A 17,758-nucleotide genomic window follows, 5' to 3' on the forward strand; every position below is an offset into this window, starting at 1 on the left:
CCCTACGCTTCGACGAGAAGCGCGGGAGGGCTGTGAAGCTGCTCGGCCTAAGCTATGCGCTTGGCCGGATACTTATGATAAGGCTGCTACTACGAACGACCGGACAGTTGTTGCTCTGCCAGTTGCACCAGACGTTTGGTGATGTATCCTCCCAAAGAACCGGTTTCGCGGGAAGTGTAGTTCCCATAATAACCGTCAGCCGGGATAGTTACTCCAAGCTCTTGTGCTGCTTCATATTTCAACTGCTGCAGCGCTGCATTCGCTTGAGGAACGACCAGGTTGTTAGAACGGCTACCACGACCTTGTTGACCTGCTTGACCCATGTTTGTTCACCTCCTTCGCCCGTTGTGAAGATAGTATGAGCGCTAGGGGAAGAATTCATGCACGAATTTCGAAGGTTTAGAGGCTGGTAATTATATGAAATTTATTGGCCGGGATAAATCATCTGCAAGCTGCTGCCGAGCACGAGTGTCTGGCCCGGTTCAAGCGTGACCATTCCGGTGAAGGAAGCATCCTGCTGAAGATTCGGCGCATCCGGAAGCCAGGTGAGCGGTTCAATGCAGAGGAACTGGTCAGCTTCTCCTTTGGTATAGAGGACCCAATGGCGGAATTGTTCCTTGTCCACCGAATAACGCAGTCCATAGCCGTCATCGCGCATCAGTAACGCTTCGGCAGGCTGATGATCATCCATCCTCAGGGCCGTATCCAGATTCTTGCCTTGGAGGTTCATATGGCTGTTAAGACTATCGAGTTCACCGAGCGGTAATAAATGTCCGCTAGGCAGAAGTTCATTATTTAGCTCATAAAGACTTTGCACAGGGAGAGTTAGGCTCCAGCGCTCAGGGGCGCCGTCAAGCATGAACCATGTATGATAGCCGATACCAAATGGAATGCGCCTGCCGCCCAGATGGGTAACCTTGAGTGTCTGCACCAGGTCGGGGCCCTGCAGGCGGAATGTCATCTCAAGCTTCAGCGGCTCGGGAAATTGCCTGATCCACTCCGGATCATCCGTAGTTGTGAATTCGGTTGTTACCGCGCAGCCCTCCTCGTCCTCTTCAATATCGCTGACGCACCAGGCTTGGGTACGGTGCAGGCCGTGAATATGATGATCGCCTGAATTCCGGTCGAACTGGTAGCTGGTGTCATCGAACGCGAACTGCCCGTTTCGGATACGGCCGGGCGGTACCAGAAGCGGAATGCCGAAGTGATAAGGTTTCTGAATATAAAAAGCCAAGTCGCTTTCATCAGGCTGGCGCAGGATTTGCCGCTCCTCCTTGCGGTCCCATAAGGAAATTACATTGTTCCCCAGCCGGGGCAAAAGCGTGACTTCCAGCTCACGGCTATGCAAAATGTACGTATCATAACCGTTCCACTGCCCTTTGGTCACCTGTTTCATAAGAGATATGCTCCTTTGATAAACTGTAATCAGATCATACACGAATATCCTTATCATACCAGATTTATTCGGCGGTGGTTAGAGATTTGACAACTTCTCCGGCACGCTCTATGATGAAGGCAACAATGAATGACAACAACGTGATGACAGGGACAAGTAAGCATGGACTGTACCTTCAGAAAGCCGGTGGCTGATGTGAACCGGTGGTGCACCTCTGACCGAATGGACCCTTGAGCGCCGCGATCGAACGGGCTGCATAAGCCTTCAGTAGACCGGCCGGCTCTTCCCCGTTAACGGAAGCTAAGGCTGCTTGCCTGTCCTTCAGGGATAACTTAGGAGCAGCGAATAAGGGTGGTACCACGGTCTCACGTCCCTTGCGGATGTGGGGCCTTTTTGCGTCCTGACGCAAACGGAATAAACAGATGATGGAGGATAAAGATCATGGCTAAAAAAGTATTATCGGGGATTCAGCCCAGCGGTTCGCTCACACTCGGAAATTATATCGGAGCGATCAAGAATTTCGTCAAGCTTCAAAGGGAATATGAATGTTACTTCATGGTGGTGGATCTGCATGCCATTACGGTTGCCCAAGACCCCGCTGCCCTTCGTGAGAATTCGGAATCGGTAGCTGCATTGTATCTGGCTGCAGGCATTGATCCTGCCATCTCCCATGTCTACATGCAGTCCCACGTGCCTCAGCATGCTGAGCTGGGATGGATTCTGACGACACTGACTGCTATGGGTGAGCTGGAACGGATGACGCAGTTTAAGGATAAATCGGCAGGCAAAGAATCCGTAGGAGCCGGATTATTCGTATATCCATCGCTGATGGCTGCAGATATCCTGGTCTACAACGCCGATCTGGTACCGGTGGGTGAAGACCAGAAGCAGCATCTGGAGCTGACCCGCGACTTGGCGGGGCGCTTCAATCACCGGTTCGGTGATTTCTTCACCATTCCTGAGCCGTATATTCCTGAAGTCGGGGCGCGGATTATGTCTCTGGATGACGGGACCAAAAAAATGAGCAAAAGCGACCCCAATGCCGGCAGCAGAATCGGTCTGCTGGATCCGCCGGATGTCATCCGCAAAAAGATCAGCCGCGCAACCACGGATTCAGGACGCGAAGTGGTATTTGATCCGGCCAATAAGCCTGAGATCAGCAACCTGATGAGTATCTATGCCGAATGCTCGGGAATGAGCCTCCAGCAGATAGCTGACAAGTATGAAGGGCAAATGTATGGCGGCTTCAAAAAAGAGCTTGGCGAAGTAACCGTCGCCCTGCTTGAACCCATCCAGCAGAGATACCATGAGATCCGCAGCTCAGGCACACTGGGCGATATTCTGGCTCAAGGTGCCGAAAGCGCGCGCAGCAGTGCTGCCCGGACACTGGAAGGCGTGAAGGAACGGATGGGCTTCCTGCCTTACCGTTAAGAGGAGGGCAGCTTGCGCTCGGCCTTGCGTCTCAGCCGGGCTTTGATGATGAAGCCCCAGCCGATATTGAGCACGCACAGGGCGCCGAGCAGCAGCGCCAGCCAAATGTTATAGCTGATTGAAATGGAAGCTGCCGTAAGTATGAGAATTGAAGAGCAGGCGAACCACAGTGACAGACCTTTACCCATATGTTCCAGCCTTCCTTTCTGCTGCAATAGCGGTGGAGCGAGTCCCGGAGTGCTTTCTGCACCCCGGGATTTTCAATTCATATCATGAAGTATAAACTGTAACCGCTTTATTGTGATTGTGCCTTATGCGGTCCGGGGCGTCAAGAGGCGGTGAGAGAATTAGACCTCAGAATCCAGTAAAGGGTCCAATGACGGAATCCTGCACGGAATACAACATTTTCTTTATTAAATTACCTCTTATCGGAAATTGTTGCACAAAAGGCAGAATTATCCTCCTTCATAGCCGCTAAGCGGGGGAATTGCTGTATTTCATACAACAATTCGTAAAGAGGGTGAACTTCAACTCATTGCCCGTATAAATTAAAAAGATGGCATCCGCATGGGCGGATGCCATCCATCTACATGATATGCCTTGTTTACGCTGCTATGTCTTAACTGTCCCCGGATCAATGGCGAAGCGCTCATCCAGCTTCTCACTGCTGAGCCAGCCTACATAAGTATTCAGCGGATGATACTGGTTGTCCATGACCAGTACTGCAACGAACGGGAATTGCTTACGGTGTAAATAACGAACATCCCCCCAGCGTACAATATAACCAGAGGGCAGCTCTTCGACCTCGGCGACAGCGTAAGAGGTGAAGTATAGAAAAGCCTGAATATCCGGATGGGATTTCGAATGTTCAACAGCGGGGTGAGTGGAGCACACCGCATGCTTGAACCATTCCAGCTTGCCGTTGTTCAGCAGTCCGACGTTGTAGCTGCCATCCGGCTTGGCTTTGACCACGTTCCAGCGTGTAGGCGAAATCGTAGGGATGACAAAGTACCGGTCACCAGCATTATGGTGCACATCCTTGTTCTTGATGTTGCGTGTGATACGCGCATGTACGAGCGTCCGCCAGATGTAATACAAGACGATGCTTGCGTATAGCGTAATGAACAAGGGCGCCGGAGGCACAATCCCGCTGATCCAGAGAATGATCGCTGCCGCATGGCTGCCGAAGATGAACGGATCGAAGATGTGGATAATATTCCAGGCAATCCATTTCTCGGTGAACGGGCGTGCCGCCTGGGTCCCATAGGTGTTGAACAGATCCGAGAACACATGGATGGCAACGCCGATGAAGCTCCAAAGCGCAATATGGCTTAAGGCATGGAGATCCGTTAATCCGAAGACCGGACCTATGACCACTGTGATCAGAGCCGGCCATAACAGTAAAAAGGGCAGGGAATGGGTGATTCCCCTGTGATTGCGGATATAAACTGCGTTGTCCTTCAGCCGCAGCGCAGTATCAGCATCCGGTGCCTGAGAAGCGAGTACAGTAGCGACCATTACGGCACCGGCAAGTGTCCCATTCGCGGCGACTGAAGGATCAACGAACGACAGACCGGCGAGTCCTAGTCCCATAACAAAATGTGTAGCGGTATCCATTGGTCAGATCTCCTTTGTACGGAAGTTCTCTATTAATAACTACCCAATTTAGCGTCCAGTTATTTAGGGGGGAGGAAATAAATATTGTCACGTAATTGTCGAATTGATGAACATCATGGTCAATGATTGTCAAAGTCTTTCCCAGTTTGCTATGATAAAGTTAATAGCGGAGCGAGTAATATTATCCAGATGTAGCCGAACGGTTACTCAGGCTCCGGCGGAACGTTAAGAAGTCCCTTAGAAGGAGGAACACCATACGTGGACAATCAATTGAGATATCAAGCTTCTTCCGATTCCGCATCAATGTCTGCCAAGTCTCCACCGGAAGGTGCAAGCTGGCGCGACTTCATTTCGGTGACGAAACCCGGTATTATCCGTTCCAATCTGATCGCTGCTTTTGCAGGCTACTGGGTAGCTTCAGGCTGGGATGTACAATATGGGCGCTTAATCCTTACCCTGCTCGGCACTATGCTGGTTATGGCCTCGGCCTGTGTATTCAATAATTATTTCGACCGGGATCTGGATATGAAGATGGAAAGAACCCGTGAGCGTGGCTTGCCTACAGGCAGGCTGAAGCCTCAGACAGTGCTGCTGTACGGCATTGGGCTCGGTATTGCCGGCCTGGCTGTGCTGTTTGCTTTCTGCGGAGTACTGGCCGGACTGTTTGGCATCGTCGGCATGTTCGTATATGTTGTAGTGTATACCCTTTGGCTCAAAAGAACATCTACCTGGAGCACATCCGTGGGAGCCATCTCCGGTGCCATGCCGCCTGTAATCGGTTATGTGGCTGTTACCGGAACCGTAGACCTTGGTGCCTGGCTGCTGTTCGCCATGCTCTTCCTGTGGCAGCCGCCCCACTTCTGGGCACTTGGTATCCGCCGCAAAGAGGAGTATAGGGCCGCAGGGTTCCCGCTGCTTCCAGTGGTCAAAGGGACACGCCGCACCAAGTTCCAGATGATCCCTTATGTGGCACTGCTGCTGCCTATCCCTGTACTGATGTACATGTATGACTATGCAGGAATATTTTATCTGATTGTATCGTCAGCTTTGTCGCTGGCCTGGCTCTATTTAACCTTAATCGGATTTAAGGCGAAGGATGATGATGCCTGGGCCAAGAAAAATTTCTTCTTCTCCATTAACTATCTGACCATAAGTCTGATTGTGCTGGTATTGAATACGATCCACGGTTAAATTTTAGATACACGCGGTGGAAGTACGGATTCTTATGATGAATGGGGAGGGGTCCTGTGCAGACCTTGAAACGCTATAAATGGACCTGGCTGATGCTGCTGGCGGCGGTAATTATGGCCGTCTATCTGGTAGTGAATTCGCTTAGCTTCGGAGACAAGAAGCTGCCGGTCATCGGGGAGGTACAGGACTTCTCTCTGGAGAATGTGGATGGACAGCAGGTGAGCCTGGCGGATACGGCAGGCAAAGCAAGGCTGGTCTATTTCTTCTTCACCGAATGCCCGGATGTGTGCCCTATTACTACTTACATGCTGTCACAGACACAGGATCTGCTGGTGAAGGATGGCAGCTTCGGCAAGGATATTGAATTTGTCTCCATTTCCTTTGACCCGGAGAACGACACACGTGAAGCGATCAGGGCATTCGGCGACAAGTTTCATGCCGATTATAACGGCTGGTATTTCCTGCGCGGGGATCAGGAGCAGGTACGCAAGCTGGCGGCTGAATCATTCAAGGTTCTGATCTACGGCAACAGTAAGGATGATTTCGCCCATGCCAACCTTATTGGTCTGGTAGACCGGACCAACCGCCTCCGGGGATTATATGATGCCGGCGATACGGAGAATGTGACTCCCGAGTTTCTGGCCGAATCGGTTAAGAAGCTGGCCCGTGAATAGATTTGCCGGAATATACCAAACGCCTTACCGGACTCCTTCCATTTAAGGAGGGACCGGCAAGGCGTTTTTGGTGTTGAACTATAGACCGGAGCCAGCTAGTTGTTACTGAACGGCTGCGGATAGAGAATATATTCCTCAAGGCCGGCTTTTTCGAGCTGGGTGATGCTGTACTCGTCAGGAGTGCCTTCGACACCGACATAACCCCGGCGGGTATACATATGCACCGCATCGGGAAAGGCATCGCGCAGTACGCCGCGGATTTTTTTGCCGGAGCTGTCATTGTCCATATACAGGTATACTTCTCCATCACCGACAGTGCGGCGCAGGGATTCCAGCTTGAGTGTGTTCAAGGTGCCGAAAGTGCACAGAATGTCGACCTCCGGCGCGAGCAGCCGTCTCAGCCGGCTGCGGTCATTCTTGCCTTCGACAATAATGGTAATAGACATTGTTGCTCACTCCCGGATCGTAGTTGGTTATGACGATATTGTACCTAAGCTTCGCCAATTTTAACAGTTCCAAGAGCAATATGTATTCATTCCCCGGGAAATGTCGTAAAAACAAACGTCATCAAACAAACAATCACCCGGCAGAAAAAATGCGGGTGATTGCTGGCGAATGCGGCTGGAATCAGGCGGCATGGCCGTTCAAGCCCGGAGAATAAGCAGCGGGACTGCCGGATCTCCCGGGGGGAAGCAGCAGAAGGGCTGTCATCAGCAGCACGAAGGCAATGAAGTAAGGGGAGACATAGTCCCGCAGCTGTCCGGCGGCTACCGGCCCGGCAAATGCCCCGAGCGACATGGCGATGGATTGCAGCGAGAAGGTACGGCCCATCCGGCCTGCACCGCCCAGACTGATGAACAGGGAAGCCATGGCCGGGAATAACACACCTTTGGCTGCGCCCAGCATGAACAGAACGGCTCCCGCCGGGATGCTGCGGAAGGCGGCCAGAGTGAAGAAGCAGATCGCCATTCCCAGCAGGGCGGCAGCAATGCGGATGCCAGGGGCCAGCCGGTTCAGGAAGAACAGGCTGAGGGTCAGTAGTGCCCCCAGGCTGAGCAGCGACAGCAGAATTCCGGTCGAAATCATTCCGCCGCTTCCTTGAGACAGCGGAAGTTCAAAGAAGAGTACCCCTTGGGAGCAGGATACGAAAAAAGGCAGCAGATAGTAGCGCTTAGAGACTGGAATATCGGCTGACAGCGGATTCGCCGCTTTCTCCTGCGGCAGCGGCAGAGCGGGTTTGTGTACAGCCAGCGCAGGAGAATGCTTCGGGACACTGAAGAAGGCCATCACACCTGTCAGGATCAGCAGCCAGCCCAGCGTGCTGAAGGTACCGGAATAGCCGGCCTTGGCCACGATGAACGCACCGGCCGCCGGTGAGACCACAGAGGCCAACGTGTGGATGATCCCGTGGCCTGACATGTACTTGCCCTGGGTAGCCGGGTCAGAGGAGAGGGAGGCCAGCAGGGTCATGCAGGCAGGCGAGAGGAAGGCCAGCGCGAAGCCGCTTGCTGCGCGCAGCAGCAGCAGATGCCAGGGCAGCTGGGCATGGGCCTGCAGCAGCAGAATAAGCCCGGCTGCTGTAAGGGCAAAGACAATGTAACGGCGGCTGCCGTTGCGGTCAACCAGTACACCGGCCAGCAGGTTGCCGGGGAGGTGGGTCAGCGAATACATCCCCATCATCCAGCCGATGAAGGCCGGCCCAGCTCCCAAAGACATGGCAAACGGCGTCAGAATGGGATACTGGGCATGCAGGTCAAAGAAGGCCAGGAACAGAAACAGATACAGCCACAGCGCGGTTTTCACGGGTAACACCTCCAGATTGGTGGCCAGCCGATGAGTAATGGAACGGAATTCACTTGGAAGAAACGGCCTACTTGTACTTTACGTGCGCCGGAGGGGGCTTATACCATTTTCTTGGCCAAACTCTGTATGCGCTTCTGCAGCCCGGGAACCATGAATTATAAGAGGCATTCATGTATAATAATGATTATTATTGAAATGTCTGACGGGACAGGAGTCCCGGAGTGGCGAAATTTGCGATAGGGGTGTTGTGAAATTGATGGATCCGGCAGTGTGGTCACAATTTATCAGAGAGAATTGGCTTGTTATCGTTATTGCGCTTGTCCTGCTGTTTGCAGTAATTAATCTCGTTAAGACTGTACTGAAATGGGCAATTGTTATCATTATCGTTGCAGGCCTGTTCATCTACAGCGGGGTGACCATGGATCAGATAGGTAATGCTGTTAACAAAGTGGCGGACGGGACGGTCAGCACACTGAAGAACGAAGCGCAGGAAGTCATGCTTAAGGAAGCGCAGGATGCGGTGTATACCTCCGGCGGTGACGGTACTTTTACGATCACTACTCCGAACCTGGAAGTGAAGGGCTCAGCAGCAGAGGATAAGGTTGAAGTAATCTTCCGCGGGGTCAGTCTTGGAAAGTGGAGTGTAACGGATACCACCAAAACATTTATCGATGAAGCCCGGAAACAGGCCGGCAAATAAAAGTGCAGCTGAACCAAGGACTATATAGCCGCAGAAGGAGGAGCGAGAGAGATGCTAAACAGCTGGATAGATAGTCTTAGTGAGGCCAATATCATCTCGATCGTCCTGCTGGTGGTCGTGCTGTTCTCCGTACTGCAGGGTTGGGGCCGGGGCTTCAAAAGAGCAGCCGGAGGGCTGTTTGGACTACTCGGCTCAGGAATAATGGCGATCGCGGCCCTGATCATGGCGGTTCCGGCCGCTGTATACCTCTCGCCACTAGCCGGGGAGTGGGCATCAGGCGTTGTTCTCCCTGACATCCGGCTGAGCCAGTGGCAGCAGGTGTATTACACAGCAGTATCGGTGCTGGCGAACTCTCCGCTTGTGCGGTTCCTGCTCCTGCTCCTTCTGTCCTACAGTCTGATCCGCCTAATGCTGGGTCTGCTGTTCCTGCTTCTGCCTTTCCGGCTGCCGCGATTTTCTTCAAGGACTACAGGGAAGATTACGGGGGCCAGCCGCCTGAGCGGTGCCGTTCTCGGCTTTGCTGCAGGGCTTGCCCGCGCACTTGTCCTGGTCTTCGCGCTCTACATCGGCGTAGGGCTGAATCCGGACAGCGGCTTCAGCCGCTACGTGGAGTCCTCGCCGATCTACAGCCAGAGTGCGGCAGCGGTATTTGAGCCGCTGGCCGGTGAACAGGTCCGGGGTAAGCTTCCGGTGCTGACCAAGGCGGTAGCCGCCGAGATGAATGATATTTTGCGGCGCAAATATGAAGTGATTGACCATGATATCTCCGCGGACATCGCCGGTGCAGCCGCAGATATTGCCGGACAGGCTGACGGGGATGAAGAGAAGGCTAAGCTGCTCTATGATTGGATCGGCTCACGCATCACCTATGACTATACCAAGGCAGAGAACTATGAGCAGAAACGGATCTGGCATGAGCAGACTCCGCAGGATACCTTTGATACCCGGCTGGGGGTATGTATAGATTATGCCCGCCTCTATGCCATGATGGCCCGTTCGCAGGGCCTTCAGGTGCGGGTTGTAACCGGCAGGGGCTATGACGGGCAGGGCGGTTATGGCCCCCATGCCTGGAATGAGGTCTATATCAGCAGCAGGGAAGCCTGGATTCCGCTGGATTCTACCTGGGCCAGCAGCGGTAATTGGTTCAATACCAAGGATTTCGATTCAACGCATATCAAGGAAAACATCCTCTGACAAGAAGCGGGAGCTCCTCCATCTATGGTACAATAACAGCGTGTAAGAAGAGCTCTGCCTGTGGACTGCCGGATACACGGTTTTGCATAACATACAAGGAGAGGACATGCTGTGAGATGGTTCGGTAAGCCGGGCTCCCGCCCGGATGGAGGTTCTGCCCGAAACTACCTGAGTTTACGCATAAATCTGTTTTTCTTCGGCACTTTTTTTATTTTCTGCATCATTATTATCCGCCTTGCAGGGCTGCAGTTTGTGGAGAGTACTGAGCTTACTGAGGTCGAGGCCAGCCGGGAGACCAAGGATGTGCCGCTTGCGGCGATCCGGGGAATTATTCATGCTGCCGGCGGTGAGAAACTTGCTTATTCCACATCCATTCAGTCGTTATATATCACTTTAACCAAAGAATATACAGCCAAAGTCAAGAATAAGGACACCGGAGTATACGACTTCACTGCTCAAGCCAAGGCAAGGACGAAGTCACTGGTGGCGCGGCTCACGTCAGTTTTTAATGAATATGGTGATCCTTCCGCAAAAAAACTCTCACAGGAGGATATCCTTGCTCTGCTGGATCTTGATTATAAGAAATCGCTTGGTTATGTCCCGCGCAAAATCAAGACGGGACTGACAGTGAAGGAAATCGCTCATTTCATGGAGAACAAGGAAAGCTATCCTGGGGTAGCTGTTGTGGAAGAAAGCGTCCGCCATTATGACAAGGATACAGTGGCAGTTCAGACGGTAGGTTATATGAAGCTGTTCCGTTCTACAGAGGACTATAATATATACAAGAATATCCGTAATGCCATGAAACAAACGGGTGCTGATCCCGGCCTGACTTACAGGGAAGATGAATTTGTCGGTATCTATGGTCTCGAACAGCAATATCAGCGCGAGCTTAGAGGCAAGAACGGTTATCAGACCCTCTCCGTTAATCCGCAGAACATGGCTGAGGAAGTCATTGCATCGGTTCCGCCTGTCAAGGGCAACGATATCTGGATGACGATCAATAAAAGCGTGCAAATGAAGACAGAGCAGGCGATTATGGATCAGATCCGCTGGCTGCATACCAATCCGGTACAGGGTAAGTATCATCCGGATGCCCTAACCGGGTATGCGGTTGCGATGGAAGTGGATACAGGCAATGTGGTAGCCATGGCCAGTATGCCTGACTATGATACGAATGTCTGGAATGCCGAGAAGCTGCTGCCGGAAGTGTACGATAAGATCAAGGATAATTACCAGAACGGGACGATTAATGAGAATATCTCCGGCTTCTCAGGCAATGGGCTGAAGTCCTTGATTTTCCTGGGTTCCACGATCAAACCGTTAAGTGTGTTAATTGGTCTAAATGAAGGATTGTTCACCACCACCGATACGTATACGGACAAGGGAATCGCATATTTCGGCAAAGATGACAGTTCCTCAGTGAGCAATTCCTCCGGTCACGTTCTGGGGCCGCTTGATCCGGCCAAGGCGATCCAGGAGTCATCCAATGCTTTTATGGTAGACTGGGTCGGCAATGCGCTCTATAAGAAGTATCAGAGTGAAGGAATCGCGGTATGGGACAAGTATATGAAAGCCTTCGGACTTGGGGTGTCGACACAAAGCGGACTGCCGGGTGAGAGTGCCGGAGTTGCCGATTATATTAACACGAAGCAAGCGGGTTCTGTCCAGGCGGCGTTAGTCTTTGCCTCCTTCGGTCAGAAAGGTAAATATACCGCACTGCAGCTTGCCCAGTATACAGCGACGCTTGCCAATGAAGGGGAACGGATCAAGCCGCAGCTGGTCAGCAGGATTACAGATGCCGAAGGCCATACGGTTAAGGAATTCGGACGGGAAGTGCTGGACAAAATTACGTTTGATCCTTCGTACTGGAAGGAGATCAAGCAGGGGATGAACACGTCGGTTAAGGTGTTTGACGGATTCCCGTATGACTTCGCCCGCAAGACAGGGACCTCTGAAATGGATGCGTACGGTGCGGTCCGTGACAACGGAGTCTTCATTGCTTATGCTCCGCGCGAGCATCCCAAGCTTGCTGTAGCGGTGATCATTCCGGAAGGCGGCTTTGGATCGAACAGTGCTGCACCGGTGGCCCGCAAAATATTTGAAGCCTATGACTCAGAATACGGGCTCGATGGAGTCCCCAAAAAAAATCTTCCGCCAGTAGCGGAGAAACAAGAGTCAACTGTGAACTAAGAGGTTTATATTATTTTTCCCGCTGAAACGGTGCTGTCCTTATCAAGGGCAGCCAAGCCGTTTCCACTTGAGATGTAGAGGAGTGAAAAACTGTGAGTGTTTTCCGAAAGCAGGCCTCTCCCCCGGACGAGAAGGACAGCAAGAGTTCGCTTGGCCTGCGGCTCAACGTGTTTTTCTTCAGCACGTTTGTAATCTTTTGCGTAATTATTATCCGTCTGGCTGTTGTGCAGTTTGTGGAAGGACCTAAGCTGACCGAGGTGGAGACCAGCCGGGATACCAAAAGTGTACCGCTCGCGTCCATCCGTGGTGCGATTCGCGCAGCCGGAGGAGAAGAAATTGCCTATTCGACCTCCGTTCAATCGCTGTATATCACCCTGACGAAGGAATATACGGCCAAAGCCGTGGATAAGGAGACTGGAATCAGTGCACTGAAGCCGGAATCTAGAGCTAACGCCTATGCGCTGGCAACCCGGCTGGTCGAGGAATTCGATAAACATGGTGATCCGGACGGCGAGAAGCTGACGGTGAATAATGTAATTACTTCATTGGATTTATATTTCAAAAAATATTCGGGTTATATGGCACGCAAGATCAAGTCCGGTCTTACCACCCAGGAAGTTGCTTATTTCATGGAGCATAAAAGCGAGTTCCCCGGTCTTGAGATTGTTGAAGAAGGCGTGCGGCATTATGACAAGGACACAGTTGCTGTGCAGACAGTCGGGTATATCAAGCCCTTCAAATCGTCCAGTACACTTAATATCTATAAGAACATACAGAACGCAATGAAGAAGATCGATGCCGATCCCGGCCTGAACTATAAAGATGATGAGTTTGTCGGCTTTGACGGTCTGGAGCTGCAATATCAGCGGGAGCTGCGCGGCAAGAATGGTTATCAGGTCATTTCAGTGAATCCGCAGAATATGGCCGAGAAGGTTGAAGAGGTTGTGCCGCCGGTCAAGGGTAATGATGTCTGGATGACGATTAATAAGAACGTCCAGCTCAAGACGGAAGAGGCCATTACGGAGCAGATCAGCTGGCTGCACAGTCATGCCGTTCAGGGCAAAACCCACCCCGATGCACTCACGGGTTATGCCGTAGCTATGGAAGTGGATACAGGCAATATTGTTGCCATGGCCAGTATGCCGGATTATGATACCAATGTCTGGACGGCGGAGAAGCTGGATTCCGATACTTGGAATAAAATTATGGGTAACTATCAGAATGGGACGATTACTCCGTATTCTTCGGGGATGTCGGGCCATGGATTCGGTTCAACCGTATTGCTGGGTTCAACCATTAAGCCGCTGAGTGTGCTTGTGGGCTTGAACGAAGGATTCTTCAGCACCTCTTACCGGTACAATGATAAAGGGATCGCTTATTTCGGTAAGGATGACAAATCCTCCGTACGCAATTCCTCCGGACATGTCTACGGTTCGATGGACCCGGCCAAAGCGATTGAGGATTCCTCCAACGTATTCATGGTGGATATGGTCGGCAAGAAGCTTTATGAGCAATATAAGGGCAAGGGGATTGAAGTTTGGGATAAGTATATGAAGGAGTTCGGCCTCGGTGTCTCCACACAGAGCGGGCTTCCCAATGAGTATCTGGGACAGATTAACTATACCGATATCAAGGCAGCGGGCAGTGCGCAAGCCGCACTGGTCTATGCCTCCTTCGGACAGCAGGGCCGTTATACGGTGCTGCAGCTGGCACAGTACGCTTCAACTCTTGCCAATGAAGGTGTGCGCATCAAGCCGCAGCTGGTCAGCAAGATCACCGACTCTGAAGGCAATGTGGTCAAAAAGTTTGAGCGCGAGGTGCTGGATGAAGTAACGACCTTTGACCCGTCCTTCTGGAGAGAAATCAAACAGGGCATGAACAGTAAGGTTACTGCATTTACGGATTTCCCTTATGATTTTGCCCGTAAGACAGGTACCTCCCAGCAGCTGGGGAAAGGTGAATTGCGTGATAACGGGGTATTTATTGCTTTTGCCCCGCGTAATAATCCTAAGTTAGCAGTTGCTGTGGTCATCCCTGAAGGCGGATTTGGTTCCAACAGTGCCGCGCCGGTCGCGCGTAAAATATTCGATGCGTATGACTGGGAGTACGGGCTGGATGGCAACCCGAAGAAAAATGTAAAAACTGCAGATCCGGCCAACGGAGATGCTGAAACTACTTCGGAAGGAGCAGATAATGCGGCAGGAACTGCCGGAACGACAGGAACAAACTGACGAACCGCCGTAGCCTGATTGACAAATACACAGCTGCTCCCGACCGGGAGACATACAAGAATGGAGGGGTGGCAAATGATTGCCAAATACCGCCTGCTTGCATTGGATATGGATGGAACCCTACTGAATGATGAACAGAAAATTACCCCCAAAACGGTGGAATGGATCAAAAAAGCGATGAATGCCGGCGTACATGTCTGCCTGTCTACCGGACGTTCGTCCCGGAGTGCGATGCCTTATGCCGTGCAGCTTGGCCTCGAGACCCCGATGATTATGGTAAACGGAAGTGAAGTCTGGCGCGCACCGGGAGAGCTATACCGCCGGTCCCTGATGGATGTGGAACTGGTCAAACAGATGCATAAGATTGCCGAAGAGTTCGATATCTGGTTCTGGGCATATTCCGTGGATGAAGTATACAACCGCGACACCTGGGACGGCGAAATTGACAGCAGGGAATGGCTGAAGTTCGGTTATTCTACCGAGGATAATGATATCCGCCATAAGCTGCTGATGCGTCTGCAGGAGCTGGGCGGGCTGGAGATCACCAATTCCTCGCCGTTCAATCTGGAGATTAATCCGCTTGGCGTCAACAAGGCATCCGGCATTCTGGAAGTCTGCAAGCTGCTTGGCATTAACATGTCCCAGGTTGTGGCTGTCGGCGACAGTCTGAATGATCTGGCGGCCATCCAGCAGGCCGGATTCGGTGTAGCGATGGGCAATGCCCAGGAGACCGTTAAGCAGGAAGCCGATGCTGTTGTGGCTACGAACAATAATGACGGGATCGCGGAAGTGATCCAGAAGTATATTCTGGCGGAGGCCGGAACCTCGGCCGGTAGGATTTCTAAGCAGGCTTAGGCTGTGAGGCGAGTAAGGTGGTTTGGAAAGGTTTAACCTAATACATGAACTGAAAAGATAATGACTAGTGGGAGTAACGGAGAGGAAGTTTGAGCTGTAGGAGCGGTATAGATCAAGAAATCTGGGGACAACAGCGGCCGGAAGCTCAAACATTCACCGCAGTTACGAGCGACACCTTTTGGAGTTCTTTTATTGCTATCAAAACTTGAGGAGTTGAAGGAATTGACGATCCTGGGTTGGATTCTGATCATTGCTTTGTTTGCAGTAGGGCTGGCAGGAGCGGTATATCCAATCCTGCCGGGCGCGCTGGCGATTTATTTGGCCTTCTTCGTATACGGCTGGTTCTTTTCCTTCCACTCCTTCGGCGCCTGGTTCTGGATTATCCAGACACTGATTGTAGTGGTCCTGTTCGTTGCCGATTATGTGGTCGGGGCCTGGGGAGTCAAAAAGTTCGGCGGCTCACGGGCATCCGTCATCGGCAGCACGATCGGCTTGATTATTGGCCCCTTTCTTATTCCGGCCTTTGGTCTGCTGATCGGCCCGTTCCTCGGGGCCTTTGTCGGCGAACTGATTGCCGGCTCGAAGCCCGGCAAGGCGGTCAAGGTCAGCTTCGGCTCCTTGCTGGGGCTGTTCAGCAGTACCGTAGTCAAGATCATTTTGCAGATTGTTATGGTCGTCCTCTTCTTTATCTGGATCGGACGGTATTAAATTTATTGTGAAGAAGGCGAAACAGCTTGTCCACCAAGAAAGAATCTTTTGTTAAAGGCACGCTTATTCTGGCTGCGGCCGCACTTGTGGCCCGCATCCTTGGACTTGCCCAGCGGGTTCCGCTGGAACATCTATTCAATGATATCGGGAATGCATCCTTTACACAGGCTAACAATGTGTATCTCCTGCTCCTTCCGCTGGCGACCGCCGGAATACCCAGCACGCTGAGCAAAATGGTATCAGAGCGTTATGCTCTGAACCGTCCGCATGAAGCGCAGCAGGTATACCGTGCCGCCCTTATTTTTGCAGCTGTTGTAGGTGTTGTAATGAGTACAATACTGTACATAGCCGCTCCGTATTATGCGGAGTACACCAAAGTTCCTGAGAGTACGCTGGCAATCCGGGCGATTGCCCCGGCGCTGCTGCTGTTCCCCGCAATCGCGATGATGCGCGGTTACTTCCAGGGGCGCAATAATATGATGGCCGGAGGTATCTCGCAGATTATTGAGCAGATTGCCCGGGTATCTACTGCAATTCTGCTGGCTTTTATTCTGCTGCGCCAAGGCTACAGCAACACATGGATGGCTGCAGGCGCTTCTTTCGGCAGTGTGCTCGGGAGCGTCGGCGCTTTCGGTGTCATGCTGTATTACGCAATGAAGATGCGCCGCAGCGAGGAGCAGATTGCTCTTTATGAATCGAATGAGGCACGCCTTCCGTTACTTGGAATTTATAAAGATATTTTTAAGCTGTCCATTCCAATTGTATTATCTTCGATCACAGTACCTGTTGTGAACTTTATCGATACTTCCTTTATTGTACCGCTGCTCAGCGGACGGATCGGAATGGAGGAAGCTACCCGGGCTCTGGGGATCTTCGGCAGCCGTGCACAGAGTATAGCGGGTATTCCGCCGGTGCTCTCCATCGCGCTTAGTACGTCGCTCATTCCGATTATTTCAGCGGCGTACGCCCGCAAAGATGAACAGCATCTGAAACGCCAGGTTACCCTGGCCATGCGTATTTCCATTCTTACCGGCACACCGATTGTACTCTCTCTCGTTGTGGCGGCATATTCTGTCAATGGACTGATCTTCAGCAGTCTGGACGGCAGCGGGATTGTAGCGATGCTGACGCTGGGCACTATTTTTCAAATCACTATGATGACTACGAACTCTATTCTGCTCGGAATGGGCAAATCGCGGATTTCAATGTATTACGTGCTAGCCGGGATTATCGTGAAGTTCGCTTCCAACTTCCTGTTCAGCCAGCTGTTCGGCATTTATGGCATCATCGGCTCTACGGCCCTGTGCTTCATTGTCATTACGCTGCTTAATCTGCGGATGCTCAAAAAGATCATTCCCTTCGAAATTCTCGGCAAACGCTGGGGCGGATTCTCAATCGCTGTACTCGCATCGGCCGGAATCGGTTATGGCCTCAATGAAGCGGGGATTATGCTGACTCATCTGATGCCGGCAAGACTGGCATTCCTGATTACATGTCTGGTCGTTGGAGCTGCCGTGGTTATCATTTACCTGGTGCTGTTGATTGTTCTGGGTGTACTGAGCAGCCAGGAAATCGCAGGTTACCCGCGTCCGCTGCGCAAACTGCTGAATCCTTTAATGAAGCTGCAGCCTGCGCACGTGCGTGCAAACGAATAAAGCTGTGATCATTGTCTTATTTTGTCTTTTTTATTTGACTTATTCCGTACATTTTGCTTCACTTAAAGAGAAGAGAATCATGGGTAACGGTTAGATGAGAAAGGATGGAT

16 protein-coding genes are annotated in these 17,758 nt (G+C 51.8%); 10 read left to right on the plus strand and 6 right to left on the minus strand.

Features of this window, described 5'->3' with window-relative positions:
- Positions 1-89: 89 nt before the first annotated feature.
- Positions 90-323 (minus strand): alpha/beta-type small acid-soluble spore protein, encoded by a 234-nt coding sequence (locus MHI42_RS26135; RefSeq protein ID WP_039307200.1) that lies wholly within the window; start codon positions 321-323, stop codon positions 90-92.
- A gap of 101 nt (positions 324-424) precedes the next feature.
- Positions 425-1,396, minus strand: a complete 972-nt coding sequence (locus MHI42_RS26140) for an aldose 1-epimerase (RefSeq protein WP_342421092.1) — start codon at positions 1,394-1,396, stop codon at positions 425-427.
- A gap of 441 nt (positions 1,397-1,837) precedes the next feature.
- Here MHI42_RS26140 and trpS point away from each other — a divergent pair, with 441 nt between their 5' ends.
- Positions 1,838-2,827 carry a tryptophan--tRNA ligase gene (gene trpS / locus MHI42_RS26145; protein ID WP_342421093.1) on the plus strand — a complete coding sequence of 330 codons (990 nt, stop codon included), beginning with the start codon at positions 1,838-1,840 and terminating at the stop codon, positions 2,825-2,827.
- Here the strand turns inward: trpS and MHI42_RS26150 are convergent.
- Complete coding sequence (locus tag MHI42_RS26150) at positions 2,824-3,015, minus strand: hypothetical protein (RefSeq protein WP_042139839.1); 192 nt, start codon at positions 3,013-3,015, stop codon at positions 2,824-2,826. The two genes, trpS and MHI42_RS26150, sit on opposite strands and share 4 nt — an antisense overlap.
- Positions 3,016-3,439: 424 nt before the next feature.
- Entirely contained in the window at positions 3,440-4,444 is a 1,005-nt protein-coding gene (locus MHI42_RS26155) for a metal-dependent hydrolase (RefSeq protein ID WP_042139837.1), read from the minus strand.
- 258 nt (positions 4,445-4,702) lie between these two features.
- Between MHI42_RS26155 and cyoE the strand changes: the two genes are divergently transcribed.
- Positions 4,703-5,635, plus strand: coding sequence for a heme o synthase (gene cyoE, locus MHI42_RS26160; RefSeq protein ID WP_342421094.1), 933 nt, complete (start codon positions 4,703-4,705; stop codon positions 5,633-5,635).
- A gap of 56 nt (positions 5,636-5,691) precedes the next feature.
- On the plus strand, positions 5,692-6,309 hold the full coding sequence (locus MHI42_RS26165) for an SCO family protein (RefSeq protein WP_144026206.1): 618 nt from the start codon (positions 5,692-5,694) through the stop codon (positions 6,307-6,309).
- A 95-nt stretch (positions 6,310-6,404) separates the two neighbouring features.
- Here MHI42_RS26165 and MHI42_RS26170 read toward each other — a convergent pair whose 3' ends face one another.
- Together MHI42_RS26170 and MHI42_RS26175 are read right to left on the minus strand one after the other, a co-directional pair.
- A complete protein-coding gene (locus tag MHI42_RS26170; RefSeq protein ID WP_342421095.1) occupies positions 6,405-6,755 on the minus strand; it encodes a DNA primase in 351 nt (116 codons plus the stop codon).
- A gap of 181 nt (positions 6,756-6,936) precedes the next feature.
- Positions 6,937-8,112 (minus strand): MFS transporter, encoded by a 1,176-nt coding sequence (locus MHI42_RS26175; RefSeq protein ID WP_340985424.1) that lies wholly within the window; start codon positions 8,110-8,112, stop codon positions 6,937-6,939.
- Between the two features lie 256 nt (positions 8,113-8,368).
- On the opposite strand from MHI42_RS26175, the gene MHI42_RS26180 reads away from it, so the two are divergent.
- The 7 genes from MHI42_RS26180 to MHI42_RS26210 all read left to right on the plus strand — a co-directional run bounded on the left by MHI42_RS26180 (position 8,369) and on the right by MHI42_RS26210 (position 17,648).
- Positions 8,369-8,812, plus strand: coding sequence for a hypothetical protein (locus MHI42_RS26180; RefSeq protein ID WP_042139835.1), 444 nt, complete (start codon positions 8,369-8,371; stop codon positions 8,810-8,812).
- A 51-nt stretch (positions 8,813-8,863) separates the two neighbouring features.
- Complete coding sequence (locus MHI42_RS26185) at positions 8,864-10,006, plus strand: transglutaminase-like domain-containing protein (protein ID WP_039307218.1); 1,143 nt, start codon at positions 8,864-8,866, stop codon at positions 10,004-10,006.
- 111 nt (positions 10,007-10,117) lie between these two features.
- The gene (locus tag MHI42_RS26190) at positions 10,118-12,199 is read left to right on the plus strand and encodes a penicillin-binding protein 2 (RefSeq protein ID WP_342421096.1); all 2,082 of its coding nucleotides are present in this window, start codon (positions 10,118-10,120) and stop codon (positions 12,197-12,199) included.
- A gap of 92 nt (positions 12,200-12,291) precedes the next feature.
- A complete protein-coding gene (locus MHI42_RS26195) occupies positions 12,292-14,430 on the plus strand; it encodes a penicillin-binding transpeptidase domain-containing protein (RefSeq protein WP_171720123.1) in 2,139 nt (712 codons plus the stop codon).
- Between the two features lie 75 nt (positions 14,431-14,505).
- On the plus strand, positions 14,506-15,285 hold the full coding sequence (locus MHI42_RS26200) for a Cof-type HAD-IIB family hydrolase (RefSeq protein ID WP_076248166.1): 780 nt from the start codon (positions 14,506-14,508) through the stop codon (positions 15,283-15,285).
- 222 nt (positions 15,286-15,507) lie between these two features.
- Positions 15,508-15,993 carry a DUF456 family protein gene (locus tag MHI42_RS26205; protein ID WP_042139830.1) on the plus strand — a complete coding sequence of 162 codons (486 nt, stop codon included), beginning with the start codon at positions 15,508-15,510 and terminating at the stop codon, positions 15,991-15,993.
- Positions 15,994-16,019: 26 nt separating this feature from the next.
- Positions 16,020-17,648 (plus strand): polysaccharide biosynthesis protein, encoded by a 1,629-nt coding sequence (locus MHI42_RS26210; protein WP_042139829.1) that lies wholly within the window; start codon positions 16,020-16,022, stop codon positions 17,646-17,648.
- Positions 17,649-17,758 lie beyond the last annotated feature (110 nt).

This window comes from Paenibacillus sp. FSL E2-0178, assembly GCF_038593005.1.
GTDB lineage: Bacteria > Bacillota > Bacilli > Paenibacillales > Paenibacillaceae > Paenibacillus_AQ > Paenibacillus_AQ phytohabitans.

Bases quoted from the DNA above. Each gene is read 5' to 3' on its own strand.
- MHI42_RS26155 (WP_042139837.1), bottom strand. From the start codon at position 4,444: ATGGATACCGCTACACATTTTGTTATGGGACTAGGACTCGCCGGTCTG.
- MHI42_RS26170 (WP_342421095.1), bottom strand. From the start codon at position 6,755: ATGTCTATTACCATTATTGTCGAAGGCAAGAATGACCGCAGCCGGCTG.
- MHI42_RS26135 (WP_039307200.1), bottom strand. From the start codon at position 323: ATGGGTCAAGCAGGTCAACAAGGTCGTGGTAGCCGTTCTAACAACCTG.
- MHI42_RS26140 (WP_342421092.1), bottom strand. From the start codon at position 1,396: ATGAAACAGGTGACCAAAGGGCAGTGGAACGGTTATGATACGTACATT.
- MHI42_RS26200 (WP_076248166.1), top strand. From the start codon at position 14,506: ATGATTGCCAAATACCGCCTGCTTGCATTGGATATGGATGGAACCCTA.
- MHI42_RS26180 (WP_042139835.1), top strand. From the start codon at position 8,369: ATGGATCCGGCAGTGTGGTCACAATTTATCAGAGAGAATTGGCTTGTT.
- MHI42_RS26185 (WP_039307218.1), top strand. From the start codon at position 8,864: ATGCTAAACAGCTGGATAGATAGTCTTAGTGAGGCCAATATCATCTCG.
- trpS (WP_342421093.1), top strand. From the start codon at position 1,838: ATGGCTAAAAAAGTATTATCGGGGATTCAGCCCAGCGGTTCGCTCACA.
- MHI42_RS26150 (WP_042139839.1), bottom strand. From the start codon at position 3,015: ATGGGTAAAGGTCTGTCACTGTGGTTCGCCTGCTCTTCAATTCTCATA.